The 26461-nt window shown below is 33.0% G+C and carries 22 protein-coding genes and 1 tRNA gene; 13 read left to right on the top strand and 10 right to left on the bottom strand.

The window, feature by feature from the left end; all coding sequences use genetic code 11:
- Positions 1 to 4 precede the first annotated feature (4 nt).
- The 10 genes from mraY (at position 5) to ABWO08_RS04750 (ending at position 11197) form a co-directional block, all read left to right on the top strand.
- A complete protein-coding gene (mraY, locus tag ABWO08_RS04795; protein ID WP_353083918.1) occupies positions 5 to 1231 on the top strand; it encodes a phospho-N-acetylmuramoyl-pentapeptide-transferase in 1227 nt (408 codons plus the stop codon).
- Positions 1231 to 2565, top strand: coding sequence for a UDP-N-acetylmuramoyl-L-alanine--D-glutamate ligase (murD, locus tag ABWO08_RS04790; RefSeq protein ID WP_353083917.1), 1335 nt, complete (start codon positions 1231 to 1233; stop codon positions 2563 to 2565). The genes mraY and murD overlap by 1 nt, the downstream gene beginning before the upstream one ends.
- Positions 2566 to 2631: 66 nt before the next feature.
- The gene (locus ABWO08_RS04785; RefSeq protein ID WP_353083916.1) at positions 2632 to 3924 is read left to right on the top strand and encodes an FtsW/RodA/SpoVE family cell cycle protein; all 1293 of its coding nucleotides are present in this window, start codon (positions 2632 to 2634) and stop codon (positions 3922 to 3924) included.
- Between the two features lie 7 nt (positions 3925 to 3931).
- Entirely contained in the window at positions 3932 to 5026 is a 1095-nt protein-coding gene (murG, locus tag ABWO08_RS04780; RefSeq protein WP_353083915.1) for an undecaprenyldiphospho-muramoylpentapeptide beta-N-acetylglucosaminyltransferase, read from the top strand.
- A 19-nt stretch (positions 5027 to 5045) separates the two neighbouring features.
- Entirely contained in the window at positions 5046 to 6386 is a 1341-nt protein-coding gene (gene murC, locus ABWO08_RS04775; protein WP_353083914.1) for a UDP-N-acetylmuramate--L-alanine ligase, read from the top strand.
- Positions 6383 to 7105, top strand: coding sequence for a cell division protein FtsQ/DivIB (locus ABWO08_RS04770; RefSeq protein ID WP_353083913.1), 723 nt, complete (start codon positions 6383 to 6385; stop codon positions 7103 to 7105). The genes murC and ABWO08_RS04770 overlap by 4 nt, the downstream gene beginning before the upstream one ends.
- A gap of 44 nt (positions 7106 to 7149) precedes the next feature.
- The gene (gene ftsA / locus ABWO08_RS04765; protein WP_353083912.1) at positions 7150 to 8550 is read left to right on the top strand and encodes a cell division protein FtsA; all 1401 of its coding nucleotides are present in this window, start codon (positions 7150 to 7152) and stop codon (positions 8548 to 8550) included.
- Positions 8551 to 8594: 44 nt separating this feature from the next.
- A complete protein-coding gene (gene ftsZ, locus ABWO08_RS04760) occupies positions 8595 to 10517 on the top strand; it encodes a cell division protein FtsZ (protein WP_353083911.1) in 1923 nt (640 codons plus the stop codon).
- A gap of 133 nt (positions 10518 to 10650) precedes the next feature.
- Positions 10651 to 11100, top strand: coding sequence for a GatB/YqeY domain-containing protein (locus ABWO08_RS04755; RefSeq protein WP_353083910.1), 450 nt, complete (start codon positions 10651 to 10653; stop codon positions 11098 to 11100).
- 23 nt (positions 11101 to 11123) lie between these two features.
- A tRNA-Arg gene (locus ABWO08_RS04750) sits at positions 11124 to 11197 on the top strand.
- A 186-nt stretch (positions 11198 to 11383) separates the two neighbouring features.
- Here ABWO08_RS04750 and rpe read toward each other — a convergent pair.
- From rpe to purH, 8 genes are all read right to left on the bottom strand, one after another.
- Positions 11384 to 12046, bottom strand: a complete 663-nt coding sequence (gene rpe, locus ABWO08_RS04745) for a ribulose-phosphate 3-epimerase (protein WP_353083909.1) — start codon at positions 12044 to 12046, stop codon at positions 11384 to 11386.
- A gap of 48 nt (positions 12047 to 12094) precedes the next feature.
- Positions 12095 to 12958, bottom strand: coding sequence for a sigma-70 family RNA polymerase sigma factor (locus tag ABWO08_RS04740; RefSeq protein ID WP_007804760.1), 864 nt, complete (start codon positions 12956 to 12958; stop codon positions 12095 to 12097).
- Positions 12959 to 13043: 85 nt separating this feature from the next.
- Entirely contained in the window at positions 13044 to 14306 is a 1263-nt protein-coding gene (rodA, locus tag ABWO08_RS04735) for a rod shape-determining protein RodA (RefSeq protein ID WP_353083908.1), read from the bottom strand.
- The gene (mrdA, locus tag ABWO08_RS04730; RefSeq protein ID WP_353083907.1) at positions 14306 to 16267 is read right to left on the bottom strand and encodes a penicillin-binding protein 2; all 1962 of its coding nucleotides are present in this window, start codon (positions 16265 to 16267) and stop codon (positions 14306 to 14308) included. Before mrdA ends, rodA begins: the two co-directional genes overlap by 1 nt.
- Positions 16264 to 16770: a rod shape-determining protein MreD gene (locus tag ABWO08_RS04725; protein WP_353083906.1), complete on the bottom strand. Its 507-nt coding sequence runs from the start codon at positions 16768 to 16770 to the stop codon at positions 16264 to 16266. The genes mrdA and ABWO08_RS04725 overlap by 4 nt, the downstream gene beginning before the upstream one ends.
- Positions 16763 to 17590: a rod shape-determining protein MreC gene (gene mreC, locus ABWO08_RS04720; RefSeq protein ID WP_353083905.1), complete on the bottom strand. Its 828-nt coding sequence runs from the start codon at positions 17588 to 17590 to the stop codon at positions 16763 to 16765. The genes ABWO08_RS04725 and mreC overlap by 8 nt, the downstream gene beginning before the upstream one ends.
- A 56-nt stretch (positions 17591 to 17646) precedes the next feature.
- Complete coding sequence (locus ABWO08_RS04715; protein WP_353083950.1) at positions 17647 to 18675, bottom strand: rod shape-determining protein; 1029 nt, start codon at positions 18673 to 18675, stop codon at positions 17647 to 17649.
- Positions 18676 to 18869: 194 nt separating this feature from the next.
- Positions 18870 to 20396 (bottom strand): bifunctional phosphoribosylaminoimidazolecarboxamide formyltransferase/IMP cyclohydrolase, encoded by a 1527-nt coding sequence (gene purH / locus ABWO08_RS04710; RefSeq protein ID WP_353083904.1) that lies wholly within the window; start codon positions 20394 to 20396, stop codon positions 18870 to 18872.
- A gap of 245 nt (positions 20397 to 20641) precedes the next feature.
- On the opposite strand from purH, the gene ABWO08_RS04705 reads away from it, so the two are divergent.
- From ABWO08_RS04705 to ABWO08_RS04695, 3 genes are all read left to right on the top strand, one after another.
- On the top strand, positions 20642 to 21523 hold the full coding sequence (locus ABWO08_RS04705) for a phosphatase PAP2 family protein (protein ID WP_353083903.1): 882 nt from the start codon (positions 20642 to 20644) through the stop codon (positions 21521 to 21523).
- Complete coding sequence (eptA, locus tag ABWO08_RS04700; protein ID WP_353083902.1) at positions 21495 to 23030, top strand: phosphoethanolamine--lipid A transferase EptA; 1536 nt, start codon at positions 21495 to 21497, stop codon at positions 23028 to 23030. The genes ABWO08_RS04705 and eptA overlap by 29 nt, the downstream gene beginning before the upstream one ends.
- A 94-nt stretch (positions 23031 to 23124) precedes the next feature.
- Complete coding sequence (locus ABWO08_RS04695) at positions 23125 to 24375, top strand: ABC transporter permease (protein WP_353083901.1); 1251 nt, start codon at positions 23125 to 23127, stop codon at positions 24373 to 24375.
- 78 nt (positions 24376 to 24453) lie between these two features.
- Here the strand turns inward: ABWO08_RS04695 and accD are convergent, their stop codons facing one another.
- Positions 24454 to 25308, bottom strand: a complete 855-nt coding sequence (gene accD, locus ABWO08_RS04690; protein WP_353083900.1) for an acetyl-CoA carboxylase, carboxyltransferase subunit beta — start codon at positions 25306 to 25308, stop codon at positions 24454 to 24456.
- A 71-nt stretch (positions 25309 to 25379) separates the two neighbouring features.
- Positions 25380 to 26447: a class II fructose-bisphosphate aldolase gene (gene fbaA, locus ABWO08_RS04685; RefSeq protein WP_353083899.1), complete on the bottom strand. Its 1068-nt coding sequence runs from the start codon at positions 26445 to 26447 to the stop codon at positions 25380 to 25382.
- Between the last annotated feature and the right edge of the window lie 14 nt (positions 26448 to 26461).

Raw genomic sequence — 26461 nt, 5'->3', positions numbered from 1 at the left:
AACTATGTTATACTACTTATTTGAATATTTAGACAAAACTTTAGATGTTCCTGGAACAGGGGTTTTTCAATATATAACTTTTAGATCTGCATTGGCATTAATGTTATCTCTTTTAATTTCTACAGTTTATGGTAAGAAAATAATTACCATTTTAAAAAATAAGCAAGTAGGAGAAACAGTTAGAGAATTAGGTTTAGCTGGTCAAAACCAAAAGGCAGGAACGCCAACAATGGGAGGAATCATTATCATCATTGCAACGCTGATACCGGTTTTATTGCTTACAAAATTAAACAACATTTATATTGTATTATTAATCATTACCACCATTTGGATGGGTACAATTGGGTTTATTGATGATTACATTAAGATATTCAAAAAAGACAAACAAGGGTTAAAGGGAATCTTCAAAGTTATTGGTCAAGTTGGATTAGGACTAATTGTAGGTTCGGTACTTTATTTTCACCCAGGTGTAACTGTTCGTGAAAAAGTGGCAAAACCAGTTGCTTTCAATCAAACAGAAAACACAATTAGCACTCAAGGTAGAGAAGTAAAATCTACTACTACAACCATTCCGTTTACCAAAAACAACGAATTAGATTATGCAAAAGTACTAGAATGGACAGGTGAAGGATATGAGAAATGGGCTTGGTTAATATTTATTCCGATTGTAATTTTTATTATAACAGCTGTTTCTAATGGAGCCAATTTAACCGATGGAATTGATGGTCTTGCAGCCGGAACCTCGGCAATATCAGTCCTGGCGATAGGTATATTCACCTTCATCTCGGGTAACATCATATTATCAAGTTATTTAAATGTAATGTACATCCCAAACTCTGGAGAGATGACTGTATTTGTTTCTGCATTTGCAGGAGCTTTAGTAGGATTTTTATGGTACAATTCGTATCCAGCATCTGTGTTTATGGGTGACACCGGTAGTTTAACCATTGGTGGAATCATTGCTGTACTGGCAATTTCGGTAAGAAAAGAAATGTTGTTGCCTGTGTTATGTGCTATTTTCTTTGCAGAAAGTGCTTCAGTAATTATTCAGGTTGCTTATTTCAAATACACAAAGAAACGTTTTGGTGAAGGACGACGTGTTTTCCTAATGTCGCCGCTGCATCACCATTATCAGAAAAAAGGATACCATGAAAGCAAAATTGTTACTCGTTTTTGGATTGTGACCATACTATTGGCAATCGTAGCTATTGTAACATTAAAACTAAGATAATGCCAAGGTTAGTTATTCTTGGAGGTGGCGAAAGTGGAGTGGGTACCGCCATATTAGGAAAGAAAAAAGGATACGATGTTTTTGTTTCCGATTTTGGAAAAATAAAAGATAATTACAAAGAAGTTCTTACAAATAATGAAATTAAATGGGAAGACGAACAGCATACAGAAGCGTTAATTCTGAATGCTGATGTAGTAATGAAAAGCCCAGGAATTCCAGATAAAGCACCAATTGTAAAAAAATTAGTTGAAAAGAAAATTCCTGTGATTTCTGAAATTGAATTTGCAGCGCCATTTACGGATGCAATAACAATTGGGATTACCGGAAGTAATGGAAAAACAACTACTACCATGCTTACTTATCATTTACTTAAAGAAGCAGGTTTGAATGTAGGTCTTGGTGGAAATATTGGAAAAAGTTTTGCCTGGCAAGTTGCCGATGAAAACTTTGACTACTATGTTTTAGAATTAAGCAGTTTTCAGCTGGACGGAATTATAAATTACAAGCCACACATTGCAATTCTTACAAACATTAGTCCAGACCATTTAGATCGCTACGAATACAAATATGAAAATTATATAGAATCAAAATTTAGAATAACAAAAAACCAAACCAATCAAGATTATCTAATCTACGATGCAGATGATCAAGCAAGTCAAAATTGGTTACAAAACAATAAAGTTAAAGCACAATTAATACCATTTTCAATCACCAAGAACCTTGAGAAAGGGGCAATTTTAAAAAATAATACTATGGAAATCAACATCAACGAAGAAGAGTTTTTAATGGATACCGCTGATATCGCATTAGAGGGAAAACATAATTTTAAAAATGCAATGGCAGCTACTTCGGTTGCTAATATTTTACGCATAAGAAAACAAACCATTCGCGAAAGTTTATCCAATTTTCAAGGTGTAGAACATCGTTTAGAAAAAGTGCTTAAAATTCAAAATGTGCAATACATTAACGACAGTAAAGCAACTAATGTAAACGCTACTTTTTTTGCACTCGATAGTATGAAAACACCTACGGTTTGGATTGTTGGGGGTGTAGATAAAGGAAATGATTATGCTGAATTAATGCCTTTAGTATTTGAAAAAGTAAAAGCAATTATTTGTTTAGGAGTGGAAAATAAAAAAATTATTGATGCTTTTGGTAACATGGTTGATATTATGGTAGAAGTAGATAATATGCACGATGCAGTAAATACAGCAAGACATATTGCCGAAAAGGGAGATTCTGTTTTACTTTCTCCTGCATGCGCAAGTTTTGATTTATTCGAAAATTATGAAGATCGTGGAAATCAATTTAAGAGTGAAGTTAGAAATTTATAAAATAGATTCTATAGTATTTTGTCTTAGGTAAAAGTAAAAATCAAACCCAATACTCAACACCCAATTATGAAAGAATTAATAAACAGTTTAAAAGGAGACAAAGTCATTTGGGCATTCGTTGCGCTACTGGCCTTATTTTCATTTATGTCTGTTTATAGTGCAAGTAGTAATTTGGCATACACCCGCCAAGGATCTGGTAATGCGGTTACCTATTTACTAAAACATGCGCTTCAAGTTTTCTTAGGGTTTTTCATTATCTACAAAATTCATAAGATACCTTATCATTATTTTAGAGCTCTCTCTCTAATTACATTGCCAGTAATTTGGGTATTACTTGCCTATACATTATTTAAAGGAACTGTAATTGAGGGAGCCAATGCTAGTCGTTGGGTAGAAATTCCATTTATTGGAATTTCATTTCAAACTTCTACTTTGGCAGCCATTGTTTTGTATGTATATGTAGCCCGCTATTTATCAAGAAAAAGAGAAGAGAAAGTTAGTTTTCAAACTTCCTTTATAGAGTTATGGATTCCGGTGTTTATCACGCTGGCACTAATATTACCAGCCAATTTTTCTACGGCAGCCCTAATTTTTGCAATGGTAATAATGCTCACTTTTATTGGGCAATATCCATTAAAATATATAGGGATAATTATAGGAACCGGGGCTGCAGCGCTAACGCTTTTTGTATTAGTTGTTATTGCTTTTCCAGATGCTTTTAGAAACAGGGTAGATACCTGGAAAAACCGTATTGAAAATTTTACAAGTGACAAACCTGGCGAAGACGATTACCAAATTAAAAATGCCAAAATAGCCATCGCTTCTGGTGGGTTGTATGGATTAGGACCCGGAAAAAGTGTACAGAAAAACTTTTTACCACAATCTTCATCCGATTTTATTTTTGCAATCATCGTAGAAGAATATGGATTAATTGGAGCCCTAACTGTAATAGGTTTGTATTTATTATTACTTACCCGATTTGTAATTGCAGCTCACAAAGCCAATTCGCTTTTTGGAAAATTAGTAGTGGTAGGCCTCGGATTTCCAATAGTATTCCAGGCAATAATAAATATGGCAGTTGCTGTTGAATTACTTCCAGTAACCGGTCAAACGTTACCGTTAATTAGTTCGGGAGGGAGTTCCATTTGGATGACTTGTATCGCAATTGGAATTATTCTTAGTGTAACCAAAAAAGAAGAAGAGGTTGCTCAAGAATTAGAAGAAAAACAAAAAAGAGAGGATGCGCTTCAAAAATTAATTGACAAACAATTACAAGAGGACGAAGAAGAATACGAAGAAGTTGAAGACGATTTCTCAATTACAGAAAACCCATTAAAAGCAGTTCAAAACAAAAAATAATTAGAAAATGAAAAACTATAAATTCATATTAAGTGGCGGCGGAACGGGAGGACATATTTATCCTGCAATAGCCATCGCTAATGAATTGAAATCTCATTTTCCAGATGCTGAAATTTTATTTGTTGGAGCACAAGATAAAATGGAAATGCAAAAAGTGCCCCAGGCAGGATACAAAATTGAAGGTCTTTGGATTGCAGGATTGCAAAGAAAATTGACTTTACAAAATTTAATGTTTCCATTTAAATTATTAAGTAGTTTGTGGAAATCAAAAAAAATAATAAAAAACTTCCAGCCCGATGCGGTAATAGGAACCGGCGGTTTCGCTAGCGGACCTTTATTGCAAGTAGCAAACAGTTTAAATATTCCAACGGTTATTCAGGAGCAAAATTCCTATCCGGGGATTACCAATAAACTGTTGAGTAAAAAAGCAAATTCAATTTGTGTGGCTTACGATAATTTGGATCGATTTTTTCCAAAAAATAAAATTGTATTAACGGGAAATCCGGTTAGACAAGATTTGTTGGATGTAGATTCAAAAAAATACGAAGGCATAACCTATTTTAATTTGGATGCTTCCAAAAAGACGCTTTTAGTTCTTGGTGGAAGTTTGGGTGCACGTAGATTAAACCGATTAATTGAAAAAGAATTGGATTTTCTTTTGGCAAACGACATTCAAGTTTTTTGGCAATGCGGTAAGTTGTATTTTGATGAATATCAAATTTACAACAAAAGAACAGATGTTCAGGTGGTTGCCTTTATTGATCGAATGGATTTGATTTATGCCGCTTCCGATTTTGTGATTTCAAGAGCTGGAGCTTCATCGGTATCCGAATTGTGTTTGGTAGGAAAACCAACAATTTTTATTCCGTCACCAAATGTAGCCGAAGACCACCAAACAAAAAATGCCAATGCAATTGTAGATAAAAAAGGAGCAATCCTTATCAAAGAATCAGAATTGGATGAAAAGTTTGAAACAACTTTTTCCAATTTAATTTCAAATGAAAATTTACAAAAAGAATTAAGTAAAAATATTAAGATGTTGGCTAAGCCAAATGCAACTAAAGATATCGTAGCAGAAATAATAAAATTAATAAAATCTTAGAAATTAAGATTGGAATAAAATGAATAGTAACCAAATACATAACGTCTATTTTATAGGAATTGGAGGCATCGGGATGAGTGCTTTGGCTCGCTATTTTCAGAATGTTGGAAAAAAGGTTTCGGGTTACGATAAAACCCCAACCACGCTAACAGACGAATTAATTGCAGACGGAATGGATATTCATTTTGAAGACAATATTAATTTAATTCCAGCCAATTTTTATACCGAAAACACTTTGGTGATTGTAACGCCAGCGGTTCCGGTTACGCATTCGGAGTGGAATTATTTTGTGGAGCGTGATTATACAATAAAAAAGCGTGCTGAAGTCTTAGGAATAATTACTAAAGACACCTTTTGTTTTGCCGTTGCCGGAACACACGGAAAAACAACGACTTCAAGTATTCTTGGGCACATATTATATGAAAGCGGAGCTGATGTTACGGCTTTCCTTGGTGGAATTGTAGAGAATTACCATTCCAATTTAATTGGAACCGGTAAAACAGTGACTGTTGTAGAAGCCGATGAGTTTGATCGTTCGTTTTTGCATTTGCATCCAAATATTGCTTGCGTTACATCAATGGATGCAGATCATTTGGATATCTATGGAGATAAAGCAGCAATTGAAGATTCATTCAGAGAATTTGCAGATAAGGTTCAAGATAAAAGTAACTTATTTGTTCCAAAAGGAATGAATTTAGAAGGAGTTAGTATTGCAATTAATGATGAAGCAGCTTTTAAGGCCTGTAACATTAGAATAGAAAATAGCAGTTATGTTTTTGATGTGCAAACTCCATCTGAAACAATTTCAAATATTGCTTTTGGATTGCCAGGGCATCATAATTTAATGAATGCTTTGATGGCATTGGCAATGGCTAAAACGTATGGCACTTCAAGCGATGCTATTAAAAATGCATTGGCAACTTTTAAAGGGGTGCAGCGTCGTTTTTCTTATCAAATTAAAACAGATAGTTTAGTTTATATTGATGATTATGCGCACCATCCAACCGAAATCAATGCAGTGCATCAAGCTGTAAGAGAATTGTATCCGAATCAAAAAGTGTTGGCCGTTTTTCAGCCACATTTATTTAGTAGAACCAAAGATTTCGCTGATGATTTTGCAACAAGCTTATCTCAATTTGATGAAGTGCTGTTGTTGGATATTTATCCTGCTCGTGAATTGCCTATGCCTGGAATTACTTCTTCGTGGTTACTAGAAAAAATGAATAATAAAAATAAAAAATTGGTTTCCAAAGAAAAATTAATTAAAGCGATACAAGAAAGTGACGCTAAAGTAATTGTAACCATTGGGGCAGGAGATATTGGAGAATTAGTACCATCTATTAAAAAATCTTTATTATGAAAATTTTTAGCTGGATAAACCTTCGATTATTGCTGATGTTAGCGTTGGTTATCTTTTTATTTGCATTTACATCCAATAGAAATTTGCAACGAAAAATCATTAAAACGGAGGTAATTTTTGTTGAAAATGATGCAGATTTCATTAGCAAAAAAACGGTTAATAAATTGTTAATAGAAAATAAAATGGATGTGCGAAGTATAGCAAAAGAGGACTTAAATTTGAACAAATTGGAAAATTCCATCAACAATAACCCTATGGTTGATAAAGCAGAGGTGTATGTTACTGTAGATGGAGTTCTTAAGGCAATAGTCAAACAAAAGGCCCCAATTGCAAGGGTTTTTGATAGTGTAGGAACCTATTATCTAGATAATGAGGGAAATACGATGCCGTTATCAGGATTAAATACGGCTAGGGTGCCATTGGTTTTAGGTGAAATAAGTTCAAAAAACAGAAAAAAACTGGCTCAAGTTTTAAGGGTTATTAACAAAGATCCTTTTTTGAAAAAAAATATAATTGGAGTGGAGTTAGACGCAAATGACGACTTAAAAATGACCAATAGAAATTTTGATTTTCAAATTGAGTTTGGAAGAATGGTTCAAGTAGAGAATAAATTTAACAATTATAAAGCTTTTTTTCAGAAAGCAATTGTAGATAGTTCTTTAACAAAATATAAAAAAATAAATTTGAGATTTAGTCATCAAGTGGTTTGTACTAAATAGCAATTAAGAAATAAAAAGCTTGAATTAGAATAATTAGGCACAATATGGATAACAGAGAAAGCATTGCGGTAGGCTTAGACATTGGAACTACGAAAATCGTAGCGATGATTGGTAAGAAGAATGAATATGGTAAACTTGAAATTTTAGGTATTGGAAAAGCTAAAAGTTTAGGTGTGGCTAGAGGTGTAGTAAATAACATCACACAAACTACTCAATCTATTCAACAAGCCGTTAATGATGCAGAGGAAAATTCAGGTTATAAAATTAATGATGTGGTGGTTGGAATTGCTGGTCAACACATTCGTAGTATTCAACATACCGATTACATCAGCAGAGGAAATTCTGACGAAGTAATAACGCAACAAGATATTCAAACATTAATTGATCAGGTTAACAAATTAGCAATGTTACCTGGTGAAGAAATAATACATGTTTTGCCTCAAGAATATAAAATTGATGGTCAAGCAGAAATAAAAGAACCAATAGGAATGTATGGGTCAAGATTAGAAGCAACTTTTCATGTTGTGGTAGGTCAGGCTTCTTCAATTAGAAATATTGTGAGATGTGTACAAAGTACCGGAATTGAATTATCCGGAATTACTTTAGAGCCACTAGCTTCTGCAGATGCTGTATTGAGTCAAGAAGAAAAAGAAGCGGGTGTTGCTTTGATCGACATAGGTGGTGGAACAACTGATTTGGCTATTTTTAAAGACGGAATTATTCGCCATACTGCTGTAGTTCCATTTGGTGGAAATGTAATTACAGATGATATTAAAGAAGGCTGTTCGATTATAGAAAAACAAGCAGAATTATTAAAAGTAAAATTTGGTTCGGCTTGGCCTGGTGAAAATAGAGATAACGAAATTGTATCAATTCCTGGTTTAAGAGGAAGAGAGCCTAAAGAAATTTCGTTGAAAAACTTATCTAAAATAATTCATGCTCGAGTAGTAGAAATTATTGAACAAGTTTTTGCAGAAATTAAAGCATACGGTCATGATGATCCAAGAAAAAAATTAATTGCAGGAATTGTATTAACTGGAGGGGGATCACAATTGCAACACATTAAACAATTGGTAGAATACATAACAGGAATGGATACTAGAATAGGCTATCCAAATGAGCATTTAGCGGGTAATTCGGGAGATGAAATATCAAGCCCATTATTTGCTACAGCAGTTGGATTGGTAATGAATAGTGTTGCAAATAACACACAAAGTGCCTACAAATTACAAGCTTCAATAATAGATGCGCCACAGCCAACAATTACAAGAGTAGCACCTCCGGTAATAATTGAGGACGAGCCTGAAGTTAAAGATGAAGTAGAAGAAATAAATGAAGTTAAACCGGTAGCACAACCAGTTAAACCGACTAAGCCAGAAGTTAATGAATCCTTTATGGATAAAATATTAGGAAGAGTAAAAGATTTTCTAGACAACGCAGAATAAAGACAATTAAAGATATTAAGTAGAATAAAAAAACCCAAAGTTTTATGATGAGCAACTCAGAATTTGGAAACATTTCATTTGATTTACCTAAAAATCAATCCAATGTAATTAAAGTAATCGGTGTAGGTGGTGGTGGTAGCAACGCAATCAACCACATGTTTAAACAAGGCATTAAAGGCGTAGACTTTATTGTTTGTAACACCGATTCACAAGCTTTGCAAAATAGTCCGGTACCCAATAAAATTCAGTTAGGTGTAAACTTAACAGAAGGATTAGGAGCCGGAGCAAATCCAGATGTTGGACAACAATCTGCAATAGAAAGTGTTGCCGATATTGAAAAAATGTTAGATACTAATACCAAAATGGTTTTCATTACTGCAGGAATGGGTGGTGGAACCGGAACAGGTGCTGCGCCAGTAATTGCTCAATTGGCGAAAGAAAGAGATATTCTTACAGTGGGTATTGTAACTATTCCTTTTCAATTTGAAGGTAAGGTTCGTCAAGATCAAGCATTAATTGGAGTTGAAAGATTACGCAAACAAGTAGATTCTTTAATTGTCATTAATAACAATAAATTAAGAGAAGTATATGGTAACCTTGGCTTCAAAGCTGGTTTCTCTAAAGCAGATGAAGTATTAGCAACTGCATCAAGAGGAATTGCTGAAGTGATCACTCACCACTATACTCAAAATATAGATTTAAAAGATGCTAAAACAGTATTAGCAAATAGCGGTACCGCTATTATGGGATCTGCTGTTGCAACTGGAGAAAATAGAGCAAAAGAAGCTATTATTTCTGCATTAGATTCACCTTTATTAAATGATAATAAAATTTCGGGAGCTAAAAATGTATTGTTACTTATCGTTTCTGGAACTAGTGAAATTACCATTGATGAAATAGGCGAAATTAACGATCATATTCAAGCCGAAGCAGGTTACAACGCTAATATAATTATGGGTGTTGGAGAAGATGAAGCACATGGAGATGCTATTGCTGTAACTATTATTGCAACCGGATTTAATGTAGAACAACAAAACGAAATCGTTAATACAGAGCCTAAAAAGATTATTCTTCAATTAGAAGAAGATCAAAAAATGGTTCATAATTTAACTCAAAATACGGTTGCCGAATTACCATTAATTACTGATGCTCCAATTGTTGCAAAAGAAGAAAAAATCATTTTCGAATTAATTGAAGAGGAAGTAATTGAAGCGCCTGTTTTTGCAAAAGGGGATAACGATTTAGTTGCAATGAACGAATTCATTCGCAACTTGGATGTTACTTTTGAAATTGTATCTCCAATTAATGATTTAGATTTTCAAATTGAAGCGCCTCTAGTTAGCGAATTCAAAGTAAATGAAACAATATTTGCTAGAGAAGAAGAGCAAATTACATTCGCTTTTGATTTGCCTGTAGATAAAACAATCGAAACCAAACAACAAGAAAATATCTACTTTGACTTAACTGCCGAAACTAAAAATATCGAGGTTAATGAACCAATCGAGTTTGTTTCTGTAACCGAATTAAACGAGAATGGGGTTATTAAATATTCGTTAGAAGAATATATGGAAATTGATAATGATTTATTGAACTCTAAACCTACAGAGACTATTTCTGAACCATTAGAAGAATCATTAAACATTACCATGAAAGTTGCCGATGTAAGCAAACCAACATATGCAACCCATACCGAAGATATTTCTCCATTAGACATGACTATAGAAGAGACTTTAAAACTTCGCGCAGACGAGAGAAGAAGAAAATTAAAAGAGTTTAATTATAAGTTTCACAATAACCCTTCAAGAGTAGAAGAATTAGAGAGAGAACCAGCTTATAAAAGACTTGGAGTTGAATTATCAGATAATGGTGGTTTAAATTCTAATTCGAGAATGTCTTTAGGAACTGATAGTAATGATGATGTACAATTGCGTTCTAATAATTCTTTTTTACATGATAATGTAGATTAAACAAGTTAGTTATATTTTTTTTAACCCGAAGTTTCTACAGAGATTTCGGGTTTTTTTTTATCTTTACGCCTGCATTTGCGTAAGTTCAGTGCGTTTAATTTTAGCTTTAAATTTAATTTATAAATAAAAAAATATGAGTTTATCTGTAAAAATCATGGATGAAATGAAAAATGCCATGAGAACAAAAGACACCATTGCATTAGAAGCTTTGCGTGCTATTAAATCAGAATTATTGTTAGCGCAAACTTCAAGTGGGTCAAAAGAAGAAATTACAGAGGCAGAAGAAATTAAAATCTTGCAACGATTGGTTAAAATGAGAAAAGACAGCGCAGAGATTTTTACTACTCAAAACCGTCCTGATTTAGCTGAACCCGAATTGGCTCAAATTGTTGTAATTGAAAAGTTTCTTCCTGCGCAATTATCAGAAGGTGAAGTAGAGGCAATTGTTGCAAAAATTATTGCTGATACAGGAGCTGCAGGAATTGCTTCTATGGGAAAAGTTATGGGCTTGGCATCTGCTCAAATTGGCGGTCAAGCAGAAGGAAAAGTGATCTCAGCTATCGTTAAGAAGTTATTGGTATAATAAGACGTTAGCGCTAAGAAAAAGGCTGCGTAGTTCAACTGGATAGAATATCAGATTTCGGCTCTGAGGGTTGGGGGTTCGAATCCCTTCGCGGTCACTTGTACCAATAGCCTCTAAATTTAGTTTTAGGGGTTATTTTTTTACAACATATTTGATGTAAAAAATTCTAAAAAATCGGTAATTTCTTTGGAAAATAGATCTATAGAGTTCACGAATAAATAGAAAAAAATAAAAAAAAGTCCAAGTGTTAACTTGGACTTTTTTAATTTAATTTCTAAAATAATTATAATGAAGTAATTTTTTTCAAATCCGCTATCGTTGCAATAGGATCTTCTGCTTTAAAGACATAATTACCGGCTACTAAAACATCTGCTCCAGCGCGAACTAATTCGGCGGCATTTTTATTGGTTACTCCGCCATCAATTTCAATTAGAGTTGAAGCATTGTTTCGAACAATAAGCTCTTTTAATTGGGTTACTTTTTTATAAGTATTTTCAATAAATGATTGTCCTCCAAAACCAGGATTTACACTCATAATACAAACCATATCGATATCCTTAATAACGTCTTCTAAAAGGCTAACATTAGTATGCGGATTTAGCGCAACTCCAGCTTTCATTCCTTCAGCTTTAATGGCTTGTAGTGTTCTATGTAAATGAGTACACGCTTCGTAATGAACGGTTAGAATATCGGCGCCTAAGTTTTTGAATGTAGTAATATAACGATCCGGATCAACAATCATTAAATGCACATCGATAGTTTTCGTAGCATGTTTAGTGATTGCTTCTAATACGGGCATCCCAAAAGAGATGTTGGGTACAAAAACTCCGTCCATAATATCAATATGAAACCAATCGGCTTGGCTGTTGTTTATCATTTCGATGTCACGCTGTAAGTTTGCAAAATCGGCTGCAAGTACGGATGGGGCAATAAGAGTATTTTTCATTTTTATATAATTAAAAAACTCCGGTATGGAGCCGGAGTTTTATAAGGTTTAACCTAAATATGTTTTTAATATTTTACTTCTAGAAGTATGTTTTAATCTGCGGATTGCTTTTTCTTTTATTTGACGCACACGCTCACGAGTTAAATCGAAGGTTTCTCCAATTTCTTCCAAAGTCATTGGGTGTTGATCGCCTAATCCAAAATACAAACGAACCACGTCGGCTTCTCTTGGAGTTAAAGTCTCTAAAGAACGCTCAATTTCGGTACGCAATGATTCGTGAATTAATTCTCTATCAGGATTTGGAGATTCTCCAGATCGTAATACATCATAAAGGTTAGAATCTTCTCCTTCAACAAGCGGAGCATCCATAGAAAGGTGACGTCCAGAATTTTTCATCGACTCTTTTACGTCATTCACAGTCATGTCCAACTCTTTTGCAATTTCTTCTGCAGAAGGTGGTCTTTCGTTAGATTGCTCTAACAAAGCATACATTTTATTGATTTTATTAATCGAACCAATTTTATTTAATGGCAAACGAACAATACGAGATTGTTCTGCAAGTGCTTGAAGTATCGATTGACGAATCCACCATACCGCATAGGAAATGAATTTAAATCCACGAGTTTCATCAAATCGTTGCGCAGCTTTAATCAAACCTAAGTTTCCTTCGTTAATCAAATCAGGAAGCGTAAGTCCTTGATTTTGATATTGTTTAGCAACAGATACCACGAAACGTAAATTGGCTTTTGTTAATTTTTCTAAAGCGCGTTGGTCTCCAGCTTTAATTCGTTGCGCTAATTCTACTTCTTCATCTGCAGTAATTAAGTCAACTTTTCCAATTTCTTGTAGGTATTTGTCTAAGGAAGCAGTTTCACGGTTGGTAACCTGCTTGGTGATTTTAAGCTGTCTCATTTATTTTCCTTTGCTTTTTAATGGTTCAGTTTGTTATACGCTATACTTTGATAAAAAGTTACAAAAAGTTTAAATTAACTTTTAGCTACCATTCGTTTACTTTATTGGCGTCCATTTTTAAGAAAATGAACAACAATATGGTAAAGCCCCAAAGCCCGGATCCTCCATAGGAAAAGAAAGGAAGCGGAATACCAATAGTTGGGAAAATACCCACAACCATGGCGATATTTACAAAGAAGTGAATGAATAAAATTCCGGCTACACTATAGCCATAAATTCTACTGAATTTTGTTTTTTGCCTTTCGGCTAAATAGATTACTCGTAAAACCAAGGTAACAAATAATCCGATTACAATGACCGATCCAAAAAATCCCCATTCTTCACCAACGGTGGTGAAAATATAATCGGTATGCTGCTCTGGAACAAAACCTCCTTTGGTTTGAGTTCCTTCGAGATATCCTTTTCCAAACCAACCACCCGATCCAATTGCAATTTCCGATTGGTGAATGTTGTATCCAATTCCTTTCATATCAACTTGCTTTCCTAGCAGAATATTGAAACGATCTCGATGATGTTGTTTAAAAACATTATTAAAAACAAAGCTCACCGAAAAAGAGAAAATTGCTACTAAAACAAGCATAATTCCACTGGCTATGATGTTTCGTTCTATAAGTCTACTTCTTAAATAATTGATTACTAAGGCGATCGTTGCTATTCCAATAACGATATATGGATTATTAGTAATTAGCATTAAAATGAATAATAAAATAGCTGCAAATCCACTAAATAAATACCATCCTGGTAAGCCTTCTCTAAATAATACTACTAAGAAAACAATGTAGATTAAAGCACTTCCTGGGTCATGCCCGGCAATTAATACCATTGGAAAAAATACTATAGCCAATGCTACAATTTGGTCTTTTACAAGTTTTAAATTCACTTGAACATCCGATAAGTATTTAGCCAAAGCCAATGCCGTAGCTGCTTTAGCAAATTCTGACGGTTGTAAACCAAAAGATCCAAATGAATACCAGTTGGCCTGACCTTTAACCGATTTTCCAAATACATATAAACCTGCAATAGAAAGCACCGAAATGGTATAGATAATTGAGGAATATTTTTCATAAAATTTACCTTCAACAAAAAGTATAATTAAAACAAGTGGGAAGGTTAAGGCAATATATAAAAGTTGTTTTCCGTAAAACTGAGAAAGATCAAAAATAGTTGAATCTCCAGTAACTGCAGATAATGAAGAAGAGTAAATATTTAGCCAACCCATTAATACCAAGGTAATAAATAGTGCTACGCTAATCCAATCGATGTGGTTTGTAATACTCTGATTTTTCATTAGTGTTCCTCCTTATTGGAATCTTTTTTTTCTTCTTTTGAATCGTCTCCATTTTTAAATTTAGCAATGCTATCTTTAATTTTAGAATTCATTATAGATAAACTATCTTGATGTTTCTGCGGATATAATTTATTGTATTGATCTTTCAAACTTCCTTCTAACATTCGTTTTTCAAAATCAACTTTGGTAATTTTCTTTCTTAAATATTTTTCAATCATTAAAGAAGTAATAGGTCCTGCCCATCGTTTACCCCAATAACCGTTTTCTACAAATACTGCTATAGCAATTTTTGGATTTACTTTTGGTGCAAAGGCAACGAAAATAGAGTGATCCTGAAGTTTCACCCGCTTCCCGTTTACTTTTAAATAATTTTCGGCTGTACCCGTTTTTCCACAAATTTCAATTCCATCTAAACCTAGCCCCGAAGCAGTTCCGCCCGGTCCATAAACTGCATTCATTCCTTCAATTACGGGTTCAAAATGTTTTCGATTTATTGAAGTAACATGTTTAGTTCGGAATTTTTTATCTAAGAGTTCGCCTTTAATTTTTTTCACAATATGAGGGGTATAATAATAACCTCTATTAGCAACTGCTGCCATTAAATTGGCTAGTTGTATTGGCGTCATTAATACCTCTCCTTGACCAATTGCATTGGAAACAATTGTTTTACTATCCCAATGCCATCCTGGATATAATCTTTTATAGGTCTTGGATGTTGGAATTTTTCCTCGTTTACCAATAGGCAAATCATAACCCATGAAATCACCTAATCCAAAACTTTTTAAGTGATTACTCCAAACATCTACAGCATAGGAAGGGCTGTTGTATTTATTTATTGTTTTCATGTAGATACTTGAAAAATAAGTATTACACGATTGATAAATACCATCGTTTAATCTTTTTGCGCCACCTGTACAATGGCAACGCATAAATCGTCCTCTGGCATAACTAAATCCATGGTTACAGTTAAAAGAAGTATTTTGGTCAATTACTCCCTCTTGAAGCGCAACTAGTGCAGTCAGAATTTTAAAAGGAGAACCTGGAGGATATTCAGCCAATAATCCTCTATCGTATAATGGTTTTGCAATAGAATCGTTATGAAGTAAGGTATAGTTTTTAGATCTTTTTCTGCCTACTAGCAGCGCAGGATTATAATCTGGTGCACTTACTAAGGCAAGAATTTCTCCAGTTTTTGGTTCAATTGCAACAATCCCTCCCCATTTATTTACCATTAATTCCTCGCCATATTTTTGAAGTTCACCGTCAATGGTTAATGTAATGTCATCACCTTGTTTAGCAACCGTGTCGTATTTTCCTTCTTTGTAGGAAGCGATTTCTCTATTGAATTTATCTTTTAAAATGTATTTAACTCCTTTTTGGCCTCTCAGATAGGTTTCGTAACTTTCTTCAATTCCTTGTCTACCAATTAAATCACCTCCAATATAGTATGGATTTTTCTTTACGATGTTTTCATTTACCTGAGTGATAAATCCAAATACATTTGCACCATATGATACTTGGTAGTCTCTAAGTGATCTTTTTTGGATATAGAAACCGCTAAATCTTCTAATTTTTTCTTGAAAAGCAGCAAATTCCAATTTGTTTAATTGGGATAAAAATACCGAGGGAAGCATTGGGCTAAACACCTTTGCTTTTCTCATTTTTTCTTTATAAAAATCTTCAGTAATCTCTAACAAGGCACAAAATTTCTTGATATTTAATTCCTTTTCATTAACATCTTTTGGTATTACCATGATGTCATATGAAGGTTGATTAGCGATTAATAATCGTCCATATCGATCATATACATAACCTCTTTCGGGATATTCATATTTGATTTTGATTGCATTATTTTCTGATTTCAATTTAAATGTATCATCAATAATTTGCAAATAGAAAAGCCGAATAATCAACAAGCCGGCTGTTACAATTATTAGGGTAGGAAGTAAAGCTTTTCTCATCGTTTACTTGGCTTTATTAAGTAAATAATAAAAATACAAATAAGTGTGGTGAAAATGGTGCTAACTATTGTTCGAAGAATGATATTCCAAAAATAGCTAAGTGTAAAAATCTCTAATACAAACAAGGTAATGTGATGTATTACAACTCCGAGAAGTATGAATGAAAATCGTTCTGGCGTAAGTACATCATTGATTCGTACTGTTTGGTATTCATAACTTAAACCGAATGAGAATTTAAAAAGTGAAGGTCTAAAATAAGCAAGTAAAACACATGCTGCAGTATGAACTCCACCTGAATTGCAGAATAAATCCATTATAATTCCCAATAAAAAACTAGCGCCAAGTAAGGCGTATTTATTTCCATTAACTGGAAACAATAAAATAAATAAAAGGTAAGGATATGGATTAATAAACCCTAGAAAGTTTAAATTATTGAAAACAAGTATTTGAGCTGCAAGCAGCAAAATGAACCGAGCTATATTATATAGGATGGCACTATTCATCTTTTTTAGATTTGTTTTCTAAATTAGTAATTTCTGGTGTGTCCTTATTTTTGATAATATAAACATGACCTAAACTGGTCATGTCATTAAATAATTTTACATCTATGGTGTAGAAATTTGTTTGATTATCAATGTAAATTTTATCAATAGATCCAATATTTATATTTTCTGGAAATATTGTAGACTGCGCTCCGGTTACTATTGTGTCGCCCTTTTTAACAGATGCCAGTCTTGGCACATCAACCAATTGTACATAGCCCGTATTTTTTCCGTTCCAAGTTAAAGATCCAATATGGTTTGATTTTTTAATCTTAGCATTTATTGGAGATTCCGTGTTTAATATACTTAATACAGTGCTGTATTTTGGTGAAACATTTTCAATTACACCCACAATTCCAAGGCTATTAATTACTCCCATTTCTGGTTGAACCCCTTGTTTTGAACCTGAATCTAAAGTTAAAAAATTAACTTGAGAACTGTAAGAGTTCTTAATTACTTTAGCAATAATAATGTCAATTTTCTTAACACCATTAATTGAATCTATTGAAGGAACTTTTGTGCTGTCTTTAATATTGAAAAGCAAACTTTTAAGACGGGCATTTTCTTTAGCTAATTCTTCGTTTTGAATTTTTAAATCAAAATAACCTTCAATGTTATTTGTCATTTGGTATACTCCACCCGTAAATGAATTAGCAGAACTAATTATTTTACTTTTATGGTAAGAATGAGACTGAATCGTTAGTAATAAGGATATTAACATAAGCAGCAAAAACAGCATACGATAGCTGTTTTTAAATACAAAATTAAATATTTGCTGCATCTTTTAAGTATTCAGTGATTTGGAAATACGTTTTAAATTTTGGTGTTTACTAAAAACTATTTTATTAGGATACTTCTAAATTTAGGTATGTTTTTAAGCGCCATTCCAGTTCCTCTAACTACGGCTTTTAATGGATCTTCTGCGATATAAACAGGTAAATCCGTTTTTAATGAAATACGTTTATCTAAACCACGCAACATTGATCCACCACCTGCTAAATAAATACCCGTATTGTAAATATCGGCAGCTAACTCTGGAGGAGTTTGTGATAGGGTTTCCATAACTGCATCTTCAATTCTTTGAATTGATTTGTCTAAAGCTTTAGCAATTTCTCTGTAGGATACTTCAACTTGTTTTGGTTTACCCGTAAGTAAATCTCTACCTTGAACCGACATTTCATCTGGAGGAGAATCTAATGAATCGGTTGCAGCTCCAACTTGGATTTTAATTTTTTCTGCAGTGGTTTCTCCAACAAATAAATTGTGTTGGGTACGCATGTAATAAATAATATCATTAGTGAAAACATCCCCAGCAATTTTAACCGATTTATCACATACAATACCACCCAAAGCGATAACTGCGATTTCGGTAGTACCACCACCAATGTCAACAATCATATTTCCTTTAGGTTGCATAATGTCAATTCCAATTCCAATTGCTGCAGCCATTGGCTCGTGAATTAAGTATACTTCTTTACCGTTTACACGCTCACAAGATTCTTTTACCGCACGCATCTCTACTTCAGTAATTCCAGATGGAATACATACTACCATTCTTAATGCAGGCGTAAACATTCTTTTCTTTAATGCAGGAATGCTTTTAATGAACATGCTGATCATTTTTTCTGAAGCATCAAAATCAGCAATAACACCGTCTTTTAATGGGCGGATAGTTTTAATGTTTTCATGGGTTTTACCTTGCATCATGTTGGCTTCTTTACCAACAGCAATGATTTTTCCAGTTACTCTATCTCTTGCAACGATAGATGGGCTATCAATTACAACTTTGTCGTTGTGAATGATTAGCGTATTTGCGGTACCAAGGTCAATTGCAATATCCTCGGTCATGAAATCAAAAAATCCCATAATTATATAGATGGTGTTTAGTTCGTAAAATTTTTTAGCTAACAAAAATACTAAATTAAATGTTGCTTGAACGCATTAATTTAGAAAATCCAAAAGCAAATATTTTATGATTTTACTGATGAAATTTGAAATTATTTTTGTTTCGTAAATTAACGATTAATTTTCTAATTTCTTATCAGTTTTTTTTATTTTTTTTAATGCTTAAAATGACGCGTTCCTGTAAAGACCATTGCCAACTTATTTTCATTGCAATAATTAATGCTCAAATCGTCTTTAATTGATCCTCCTGGTTGAATAACGGCAGTAATTCCAGCTTGATGCGCAATTTCTACACAGTCAGGAAATGGGAAAAAGGCATCACTTGCCATTGAAGCGCCTTTCAATTCAAATCCAAAAGTATGTGCTTTTTCAATTGCTTGTTTTAATGCATCAACTCGAGAGGTTTGTCCAGTACCTGAAGCGATTAATGTATTGTTTTTTGCAAATACAATCGTATTCGATTTCGTGTTTTTACAAATTTTAGAAGCAAATAATAAATCTTCTACTTCTTGATTAGTAGGGCTAACTTGAGTAACCATTTTTAAATCTTCCTTAGAGTCAGTTATGTTGTTTCTATCTTGAACTAATAAGCCGTTTAAGCAGGTTCTTACTTGTCTTTCAGGTAAAGGAACTTCATTAATTGTTAGTATAATTCGATTCTTTTTTTCTTGTAATATTTCGATTGCTTGAGCATCATAACTTGGAGCGATTACTACTTCACAAAAAAGTGAATTTATTTCGGCAGCAGTTGCAGTATCAATTTTTCCATTCGCCATTAATACTCCACCAAAAGCAGAAGTAGGATCGCAGGCTAAAGCAGCAAGATAAGCCTCTTTCATATTATTTCTAGTTGCTAATCCACAGGCGTTATTGTGTTTTAATATAGCAAATGTAGGCTCGTTTTCTTTGAATTCAGCAATCAAATTCACCGCTGCATCTACGTCTAATAAATTGTTATAAGACAATTCTTTTCCGTGTAGTTTAGTAAACATAGCATCAAAGTCTCCAAAGAAAAATCCTTTTTGATGTGGATTTTCCCCATAACGCAACACTTGACCGTTAGCAATACTTTCTTTGTAATAGGTGTCTTCAGTATTGAAATAATTGAAAATAGCAGTGTCATAATTTGACGAAACATGAAAAGCTCTTGTAGCCAAATATTTTCTTTGTTCTAAAGTTGTTGCTCCGTTACCTTGCGTAATCATCTCTAAAAACAATTCGTATTCTTCTACTGAAGGAACAATAACAGTGTCCTTAAAGTTTTTTGCAGCAGCACGAATTAATGAAATTCCACCGATATCAATTTTTTCAATTATATCCGCTTCGCTTGCGCCTGATGCAACTGTTTTTTCAAATGGGTATAAATCTACAATTACCAAATCAATTTGTGGAATATCAAACTCCTTCATTTGCTCCACATCGGTTGGGTTGTCTTGACGGTTTAAGATTCCGCCAAAAACTTTAGGATGTAGTGTTTTAACTCGACCACCTAAAATAGAAGGGTACGAAGTAACGTCTTCTACTGCAACTACAGGAATTCCAAGGTTTTTTATAAAATCTTCGGTTCCGCCGGTTGAATAAATGGTTGCGTTTTGCTTGTGAAGTTGTCTCACAATTGGCTCTAAACCGGTTTTATCAAATACCGAAATAAGAGCAGATTGAATGGTTTTTGTAGTGTTCATTTTGATGTGTTGTTAAGCATGCAAAAGTAGTTTATTACATGGTATTAAGCAATTGCATTTTTATTTTTTTATAAAAAATACTTAACAATTGTTCAAATTAATTGACAATGTAATTTTGATAAAGAAGTATTGTAAATATATTTATATATTTGACATTTAAACGCTACTTTGATATAGAATTTCTAAGGAGAAATTAGATTTTTTCAATTCATATCAAGTGCCTTAAGAGTTTATAATTATTTTTTATGTTTAGTAAATTTATTGCATTAAATCCGGAAGTTAGTATCAGAATCAATTCGAATGTAATTGCAAATTATTCTAAACTCAAATTTTCTTTATTTGTAATTCCATTTTTCTTATTAATTGCAATTGCTTTATTTTTATATAGTCAAGATGCTATATCTGTTGAGGGGTACATAGGAGTTCAAAAGGATTTATTTTATTTTATTAATTCTAATTACGCTCAATTTCCACAAATTATTTACAATCTAACTCAAATAGGGGACGCCATGATTTTTATGTCGTTGCTTTCTATTTTTATTTTGTATGCTCCTAAATTATGGGAGAGTTTATTGTCTGCCTCCATAGTTTCGGCTTTGCTATCAAGTGTGTTAAAGAAACTATTTTTAATTCCGAGACCTGCTGCTGTTTTTGAACCGGATACTTTTATAATTATCGGAAATAAATTAGTAGGACACAGTAGTTTGCCTTCCGGTCATTCCATCACATTTTTTACCGTACTAACGGTTTTGTTATATGCTTTTATGCCTAAAAAAATAAGCAGTAAAATCATTTGGCATTTTTTTATTATCTCTATTGGATTGTTACTGGTGTTTACAAGAGTGGGTGTTGGAGCACATTATCCATTAGACACTATAAATGGAGCAATAATAGGATATATTTCGGGGCTTATTGGTATTTTTATCAGTCGAAAATATAAAATTTGGGAATGGGTAAATCAGGTGAAATACTATCCCGTTTTTATAATTCTGTTGTCTGTTTGTGCAGTGGTTACCCTGAATAAAATAAATGACGAAAATTTATTCATTTATTATATCACCTTACTTAGTTTGATTATTTCAATTATTAAAATTAGCTATGTTTACATTAAAGACATTAAAAAGTAATATCAAAATCACTCATTTTGTTGCAATACTGAGTGTTTTAAATTTTCTATTCTTTCACTTTCCGTTTTTCAAATTTGTTTTTAACAATCTAGATTACCAAAGTTTTAGTGGCATTACCATAATTATAAGTTTGATTATCTTAATGTTGGTTTTGAATGCTTTTATGTTCTACTTGTTTTTTTCAATTTCTAGTTATTTTGGAAAATTTTTATTGACCTTATTTTTCATTATTAATTCTATTTCGGTCTATTTTGTCAATACTTATGGGGTAATTCTAGATGAATCGATGATTGGTAATGTGTTGAACACCAAATTTGAAGAATCAAGCAGTTTTGTATCGGTGAAACTATTTGTTTACCTAATTTTTTTCGGAATAGTTCCTAGTATATTTATAATAAAAGCGAAGATTATTGCCGTTCCATGGAAGAATTTTTTAAAGACTATTTCGTTAACTTTATTGTTTCTTTTAACTATAATATTTGCAAATGCTAGCAATTGGCTTTGGATAGATAAAAATTCTAAAACACTCGGTGGGCTAGCAATGCCATGGTCTTATTCTGTTAACATTTCGCTTTTTTATGCTCATCAATATCAGAAAAATCAGAAAGAAATTATTTTACCAAATGCTACGATTAAAGACAATCAAAAATCGGTTGTAGTGTTAGTAATTGGAGAATCGGCTAGAAGTCAGAATTTCTCTTTATATGGATATGATAAAAATACCAATCCACTACTTTCAAAAATACCTAATGTAGTTCATTTAAATGCAACTTCTTGCGCTACCTATACTACAGCAGGAGTGAAGGGAATTGTATCGCATTCTGATTCGGGTGATTTATATGAAATTCTACCTAATTATTTATTTAGAAATAATGTTGAGGTGGTATGGCGAACTAATAACTGGGGTGAGCCGCCTGTTCATATTAAAGACTTTCAGGATAGGGCATTTTTAGCGCCAAATTGTGAAGGAGAAGGCTGTAATTATGATGAGTTACTTTTAACTGGATTAAAAGAACAAATTCAATCAAGTAAAAAAAATAAAGTATTAATTGTCCTACATGCAAGTACTAGTCATGGCCCGACTTACAGTAAGAAATATCCACCACAATTTGAAACATTTAAACCAGTTTGTAATAGCGTTGAATTAGGGAAATGTTCGCAAAAAGAACTGATTAATGCTTACGATAATACCATTGTTTACACCGATTATATTTTATCTAAAATCATTACTGATTTAAAAGAATTGAAAGACTATAAAAGTTCAATGATTTTTGTTTCAGATCATGGAGAATCATTAGGTGAAAAAAACTTGTATATGCACGGATTGCCTTTAAGTATTGCGCCTAAGGAACAGTATGAAATTCCATTTATTGTTTGGACTTCAGAAGGATCAAAAAAGGTTAAGTCGGTAAAATCGGTTACTCAATATCATGTTTTTCATAGTGTATTGAATTTCTTGAACATAGAAAGTCCAATATATGATGAGAATAAGAACCTGTTTCAATAATGCTGTATTAAAAAAATAAGTCTTATTATTTTTGTAACAAATGCCACTTTCTAATTACTAATGAACTAAATTTGATAAAGAAAAATTAGCTACTATGCTTGTATACCTTCGTTTACTAAAAGAAAGTTTTGGGTTTGCAATGAATGCATTAAGAAACAATAAGTTGCGAACTTTGCTTTCGCTACTTGGCGTTACTATAGGTATATTTTCAATTATTGCAGTGCTTGCTGCGGTAGATTCGTTGGACAGAAAAATCAAAAAAGATTTAAGTAGTTTAGATAAAAATACCATTTACTTATTCAGCGGATCTTTTGGTCCAACCTCTGTTCCAAAATGGAAAAGGGAACAATTTCCAGATGTAACTTACACCGAATATGAGTATTTAAAATCGGCTATGCCAGATGCTCAAGAAATGTGTTATCAATTGTTTGTAAATATGGAAACTATAAAATACGAAACCAAATCGGTTAGTAGTGTTAATGTCGTTCCGGTTTCACATGAATTTATTGATATTCAAGGTTTGGAGTTTTCAAATGGTAGGTTTTATAATGAATCGGAATCCAATTCAGGGACCCCAGTTGTGGTTATTGGAGATGAGTTGGCTAATAGTTTATTTGAAAATACAGATCCTATTGGCAAACAGGTGCGTTTATATGGACGCCGATTTACAGTAATTGGTGTGTTAAAAAAACAAGGTGAGGGAATGTTTGGCGATAGTAATGACACTTCGGTTTTTATTCCTGTAAATTTCTTGCGTAGGTTGTATGGAGATAACACCAATTATTATACTCCAGTAATCGTTATTAAACCTGTGAAAGGAATTGATATGGATGCTTTTAAAGCTGAATTAGCTCAAAAATTAAGAGCATTGCGTGGTGTTAAAACTGGTGAAATAGATAATTTTTTCATCAATGTATTATCAGGATTCACTGATTTATTAGATGGTATAATCGCTAATTTAAATTTAGGTGGGTGGATTATCGCTGGGTTTTCACTTCTTGTAGGCGGATTTGGAGTGGCCAATATTATGTTTGTATCAGTTAAAGAACGCACTAATTTAATAGGCATTCAAAAATCACTAGGAGCCAAAAATAGATTTATACTTTTTCAATTCTTATTTGAAGCTGTAATCTTGTGTTTAATTGGAGGTTTAATCGGAATTTTATTAGTTTGGTTTATATCAATGGGATTAACCAAAATGCTTGATTTTGAATTTGTATTAAGCTTCTCTAATGTTATGTTAGGTTCCGGATTAGCAATCTTAATTGGACTAATTGCTGGAATCTTACCTGCAATTTCTGCTTCTAAATTAGATCCAGTTGAAGCTATTCGTAGCGGAATGTAATTTAATTTAAATAATATTTAGATATAAAAAAACACAAAGCATTGCTTTGTGTTTTTTTTATTTGAATCAACGTTAATCTTATCTAATTTCTTGATTTAATATCAAGTCAATGTATAAATTAATTTTGTCTTTTAGCTCTTTTCTTGGAGCAATAAAATCTAAAAATCCATGTTCTAATACAAACTCTGCAGTTTGAAAACCTTCAGGTAAATCTTTTCCAGTTGTATCTCTAACCACACGAGGTCCTGCAAATCCAATTAAAGCACCTGGTTCAGAAATATTAATATCTCCAAGCATTGCATAAGAAGCAGTAGTTCCTCCTGTTGTAGGATCGGTACATAAAGAAATATATGGAATTTTAGCTTCAGCTAATTGCGCTAATTTTGCTGAAGTTTTTGCTAATTGCATCAATGAATAAGCAGCTTCCATCATACGAGCACCTCCCGATTTAGAAATCATGACAAACGGTACTTTGTTTTTGATAGAATAATCAATTCCACGAGCAATTTTTTCTCCAACTACAGCTCCCATAGATCCACCGATAAAAGCAAAATCCATACAGCAAACTACAAGCTCTTTTCCTTTCGATTTTCCAACGCCTGTTCTTACCGCATCTTTCAATTTGGTTTTGTCCATTACATCTTTCAATCGGTCTGAATATTTTTTGGTATCCACAAATCCAAGTGGATCTTTCGAAGTCATTTTGGCATCTAATTCTTTAAATTCATTATTGTCAAATAAGATTTCAAAATATTCTTTACTACCTCTTCTAACATGAAAACCATCTTCTGGACTAACCCAAAGATTGCGTTCTAATTCATCGGCATCTACAATTTTTCCAGTAGGTGATTTATACCAAAGTCCTTTTGGCACATCTTTTTTATCCTCTGTTGCAGTAGTAATTCCTTTTTCTGTTCTTTTAAACCAAGCCATAGTTTATAATTATGAATTATAAATTATAAATTATGAATTATGAAAATTTCGTAATTCGTAATCCGTAATTTTTATAATGTGTTTACGTTGTTTAAGTCAGCAAATGCTTGCTCTAATCTTGTGTTGAAAGTCACTTCTCCTTCACGAACCCATTTTCTTGGATCGTAATATTTTTTATTTGGTACATCTGCACCTTCTGGATTTCCAATTTGAGATTTTAAATACTCAATATTGTTTACCATATAGTCACGAATTCCTTCAGTGAAAGCAAATTGTAAATCGGTGTCGATATTCATTTTGATTACTCCGTAAGAAATTGCTTCTCTAATTTCTTCTAATGTTGAACCTGATCCTCCGTGAAAAACAAAGTCAACTGGATTTGCTCCTGTATTAAATTTTTCTTGAACATAATCTTGAGAATTTTTCAAGATTTTTGGAGTTAATTTCACATTACCTGGTTTGTATACACCGTGTACATTTCCAAAAGAAGCTGCGATTGTAAATCTTGGGCTTATTTTAGATAATTCTTCATATGCATAAGATACTTCAGATGGTTGTGTGTATAATTTTGAACTATCTACATCAGAGTTATCTACTCCATCTTCTTCACCACCAGTAATTCCTAGTTCTATTTCTAAAGTCATTCCCATTTTACTCATACGAGCTAAATAGGTTTTACAAATTTCGATATTTTCTTCAATTGGCTCTTCTGATAAGTCAATCATGTGTGAAGAGAACAATGGTTTTCCTGTTTCTGCAAAATGTTTTTCAGAGGCATCTAATAAACCATCAATCCAAGGCAATAGTTTTTTTGCACAGTGATCAGTGTGTAAAATAACAGTAGCTCCATAAGCTTCTGCTAAAGTATGGATGTGTTTTGCTCCAGCAATACCACCAGCAATAGCTGCTTTTTCACCAGCATTTGAAAGGCCTTTACCAGCATTAAATTGGGCACCACCATTAGAAAATTGAATAATTACAGGAGCATTTAATTTTGCTGCTGTTTCTAATACTCCGTTAATAGTGTTGGATCCTGTTACATTTACTGCAGGTAATGCGAATCCCTTTTGTTTTGCATAAGCAAAAATAGCTTGAACTTCATCTCCTGTAGCAACTCCCGGTTTAATGTTGTGTGACATCTTGTAGTTATATT

This window comes from Flavobacterium sp. (assembly GCF_040383245.1).
GTDB lineage: Bacteria > Bacteroidota > Bacteroidia > Flavobacteriales > Flavobacteriaceae > Flavobacterium.
This window is presented reverse-complemented; position numbering and strand designations above follow the sequence as displayed.

Coding starts and splice junctions, on each gene's coding strand:
- ABWO08_RS04695 (WP_353083901.1), top strand. CDS start 23,125: ATGCTTGTATACCTTCGTTTACTAAAAGAAAGTTTTGGGTTTGCAATG.
- ABWO08_RS04725 (WP_353083906.1), bottom strand. CDS start 16,770: ATGAATAGTGCCATCCTATATAATATAGCTCGGTTCATTTTGCTGCTT.
- ABWO08_RS04705 (WP_353083903.1), top strand. CDS start 20,642: ATGTTTAGTAAATTTATTGCATTAAATCCGGAAGTTAGTATCAGAATC.
- mraY (WP_353083918.1), top strand. CDS start 5: ATGTTATACTACTTATTTGAATATTTAGACAAAACTTTAGATGTTCCT.
- ABWO08_RS04715 (WP_353083950.1), bottom strand. CDS start 18,675: ATGGGATTTTTTGATTTCATGACCGAGGATATTGCAATTGACCTTGGT.
- accD (WP_353083900.1), bottom strand. CDS start 25,308: ATGGCTTGGTTTAAAAGAACAGAAAAAGGAATTACTACTGCAACAGAG.
- murD (WP_353083917.1), top strand. CDS start 1,231: ATGCCAAGGTTAGTTATTCTTGGAGGTGGCGAAAGTGGAGTGGGTACC.
- mrdA (WP_353083907.1), bottom strand. CDS start 16,267: ATGAGAAAAGCTTTACTTCCTACCCTAATAATTGTAACAGCCGGCTTG.
- eptA (WP_353083902.1), top strand. CDS start 21,495: ATGTTTACATTAAAGACATTAAAAAGTAATATCAAAATCACTCATTTT.
- ABWO08_RS04785 (WP_353083916.1), top strand. CDS start 2,632: ATGAAAGAATTAATAAACAGTTTAAAAGGAGACAAAGTCATTTGGGCA.
- rpe (WP_353083909.1), bottom strand. CDS start 12,046: ATGAAAAATACTCTTATTGCCCCATCCGTACTTGCAGCCGATTTTGCA.
- ABWO08_RS04770 (WP_353083913.1), top strand. CDS start 6,383: ATGAAAATTTTTAGCTGGATAAACCTTCGATTATTGCTGATGTTAGCG.
- murC (WP_353083914.1), top strand. CDS start 5,046: ATGAATAGTAACCAAATACATAACGTCTATTTTATAGGAATTGGAGGC.
- mreC (WP_353083905.1), bottom strand. CDS start 17,590: ATGCAGCAAATATTTAATTTTGTATTTAAAAACAGCTATCGTATGCTG.
- ftsZ (WP_353083911.1), top strand. CDS start 8,595: ATGATGAGCAACTCAGAATTTGGAAACATTTCATTTGATTTACCTAAA.
- rodA (WP_353083908.1), bottom strand. CDS start 14,306: ATGAAAAATCAGAGTATTACAAACCACATCGATTGGATTAGCGTAGCA.
- murG (WP_353083915.1), top strand. CDS start 3,932: ATGAAAAACTATAAATTCATATTAAGTGGCGGCGGAACGGGAGGACAT.
- fbaA (WP_353083899.1), bottom strand. CDS start 26,447: ATGTCACACAACATTAAACCGGGAGTTGCTACAGGAGATGAAGTTCAA.
- ABWO08_RS04740 (WP_007804760.1), bottom strand. CDS start 12,958: ATGAGACAGCTTAAAATCACCAAGCAGGTTACCAACCGTGAAACTGCT.
- ftsA (WP_353083912.1), top strand. CDS start 7,150: ATGGATAACAGAGAAAGCATTGCGGTAGGCTTAGACATTGGAACTACG.
- ABWO08_RS04755 (WP_353083910.1), top strand. CDS start 10,651: ATGAGTTTATCTGTAAAAATCATGGATGAAATGAAAAATGCCATGAGA.
- purH (WP_353083904.1), bottom strand. CDS start 20,396: ATGAACACTACAAAAACCATTCAATCTGCTCTTATTTCGGTATTTGAT.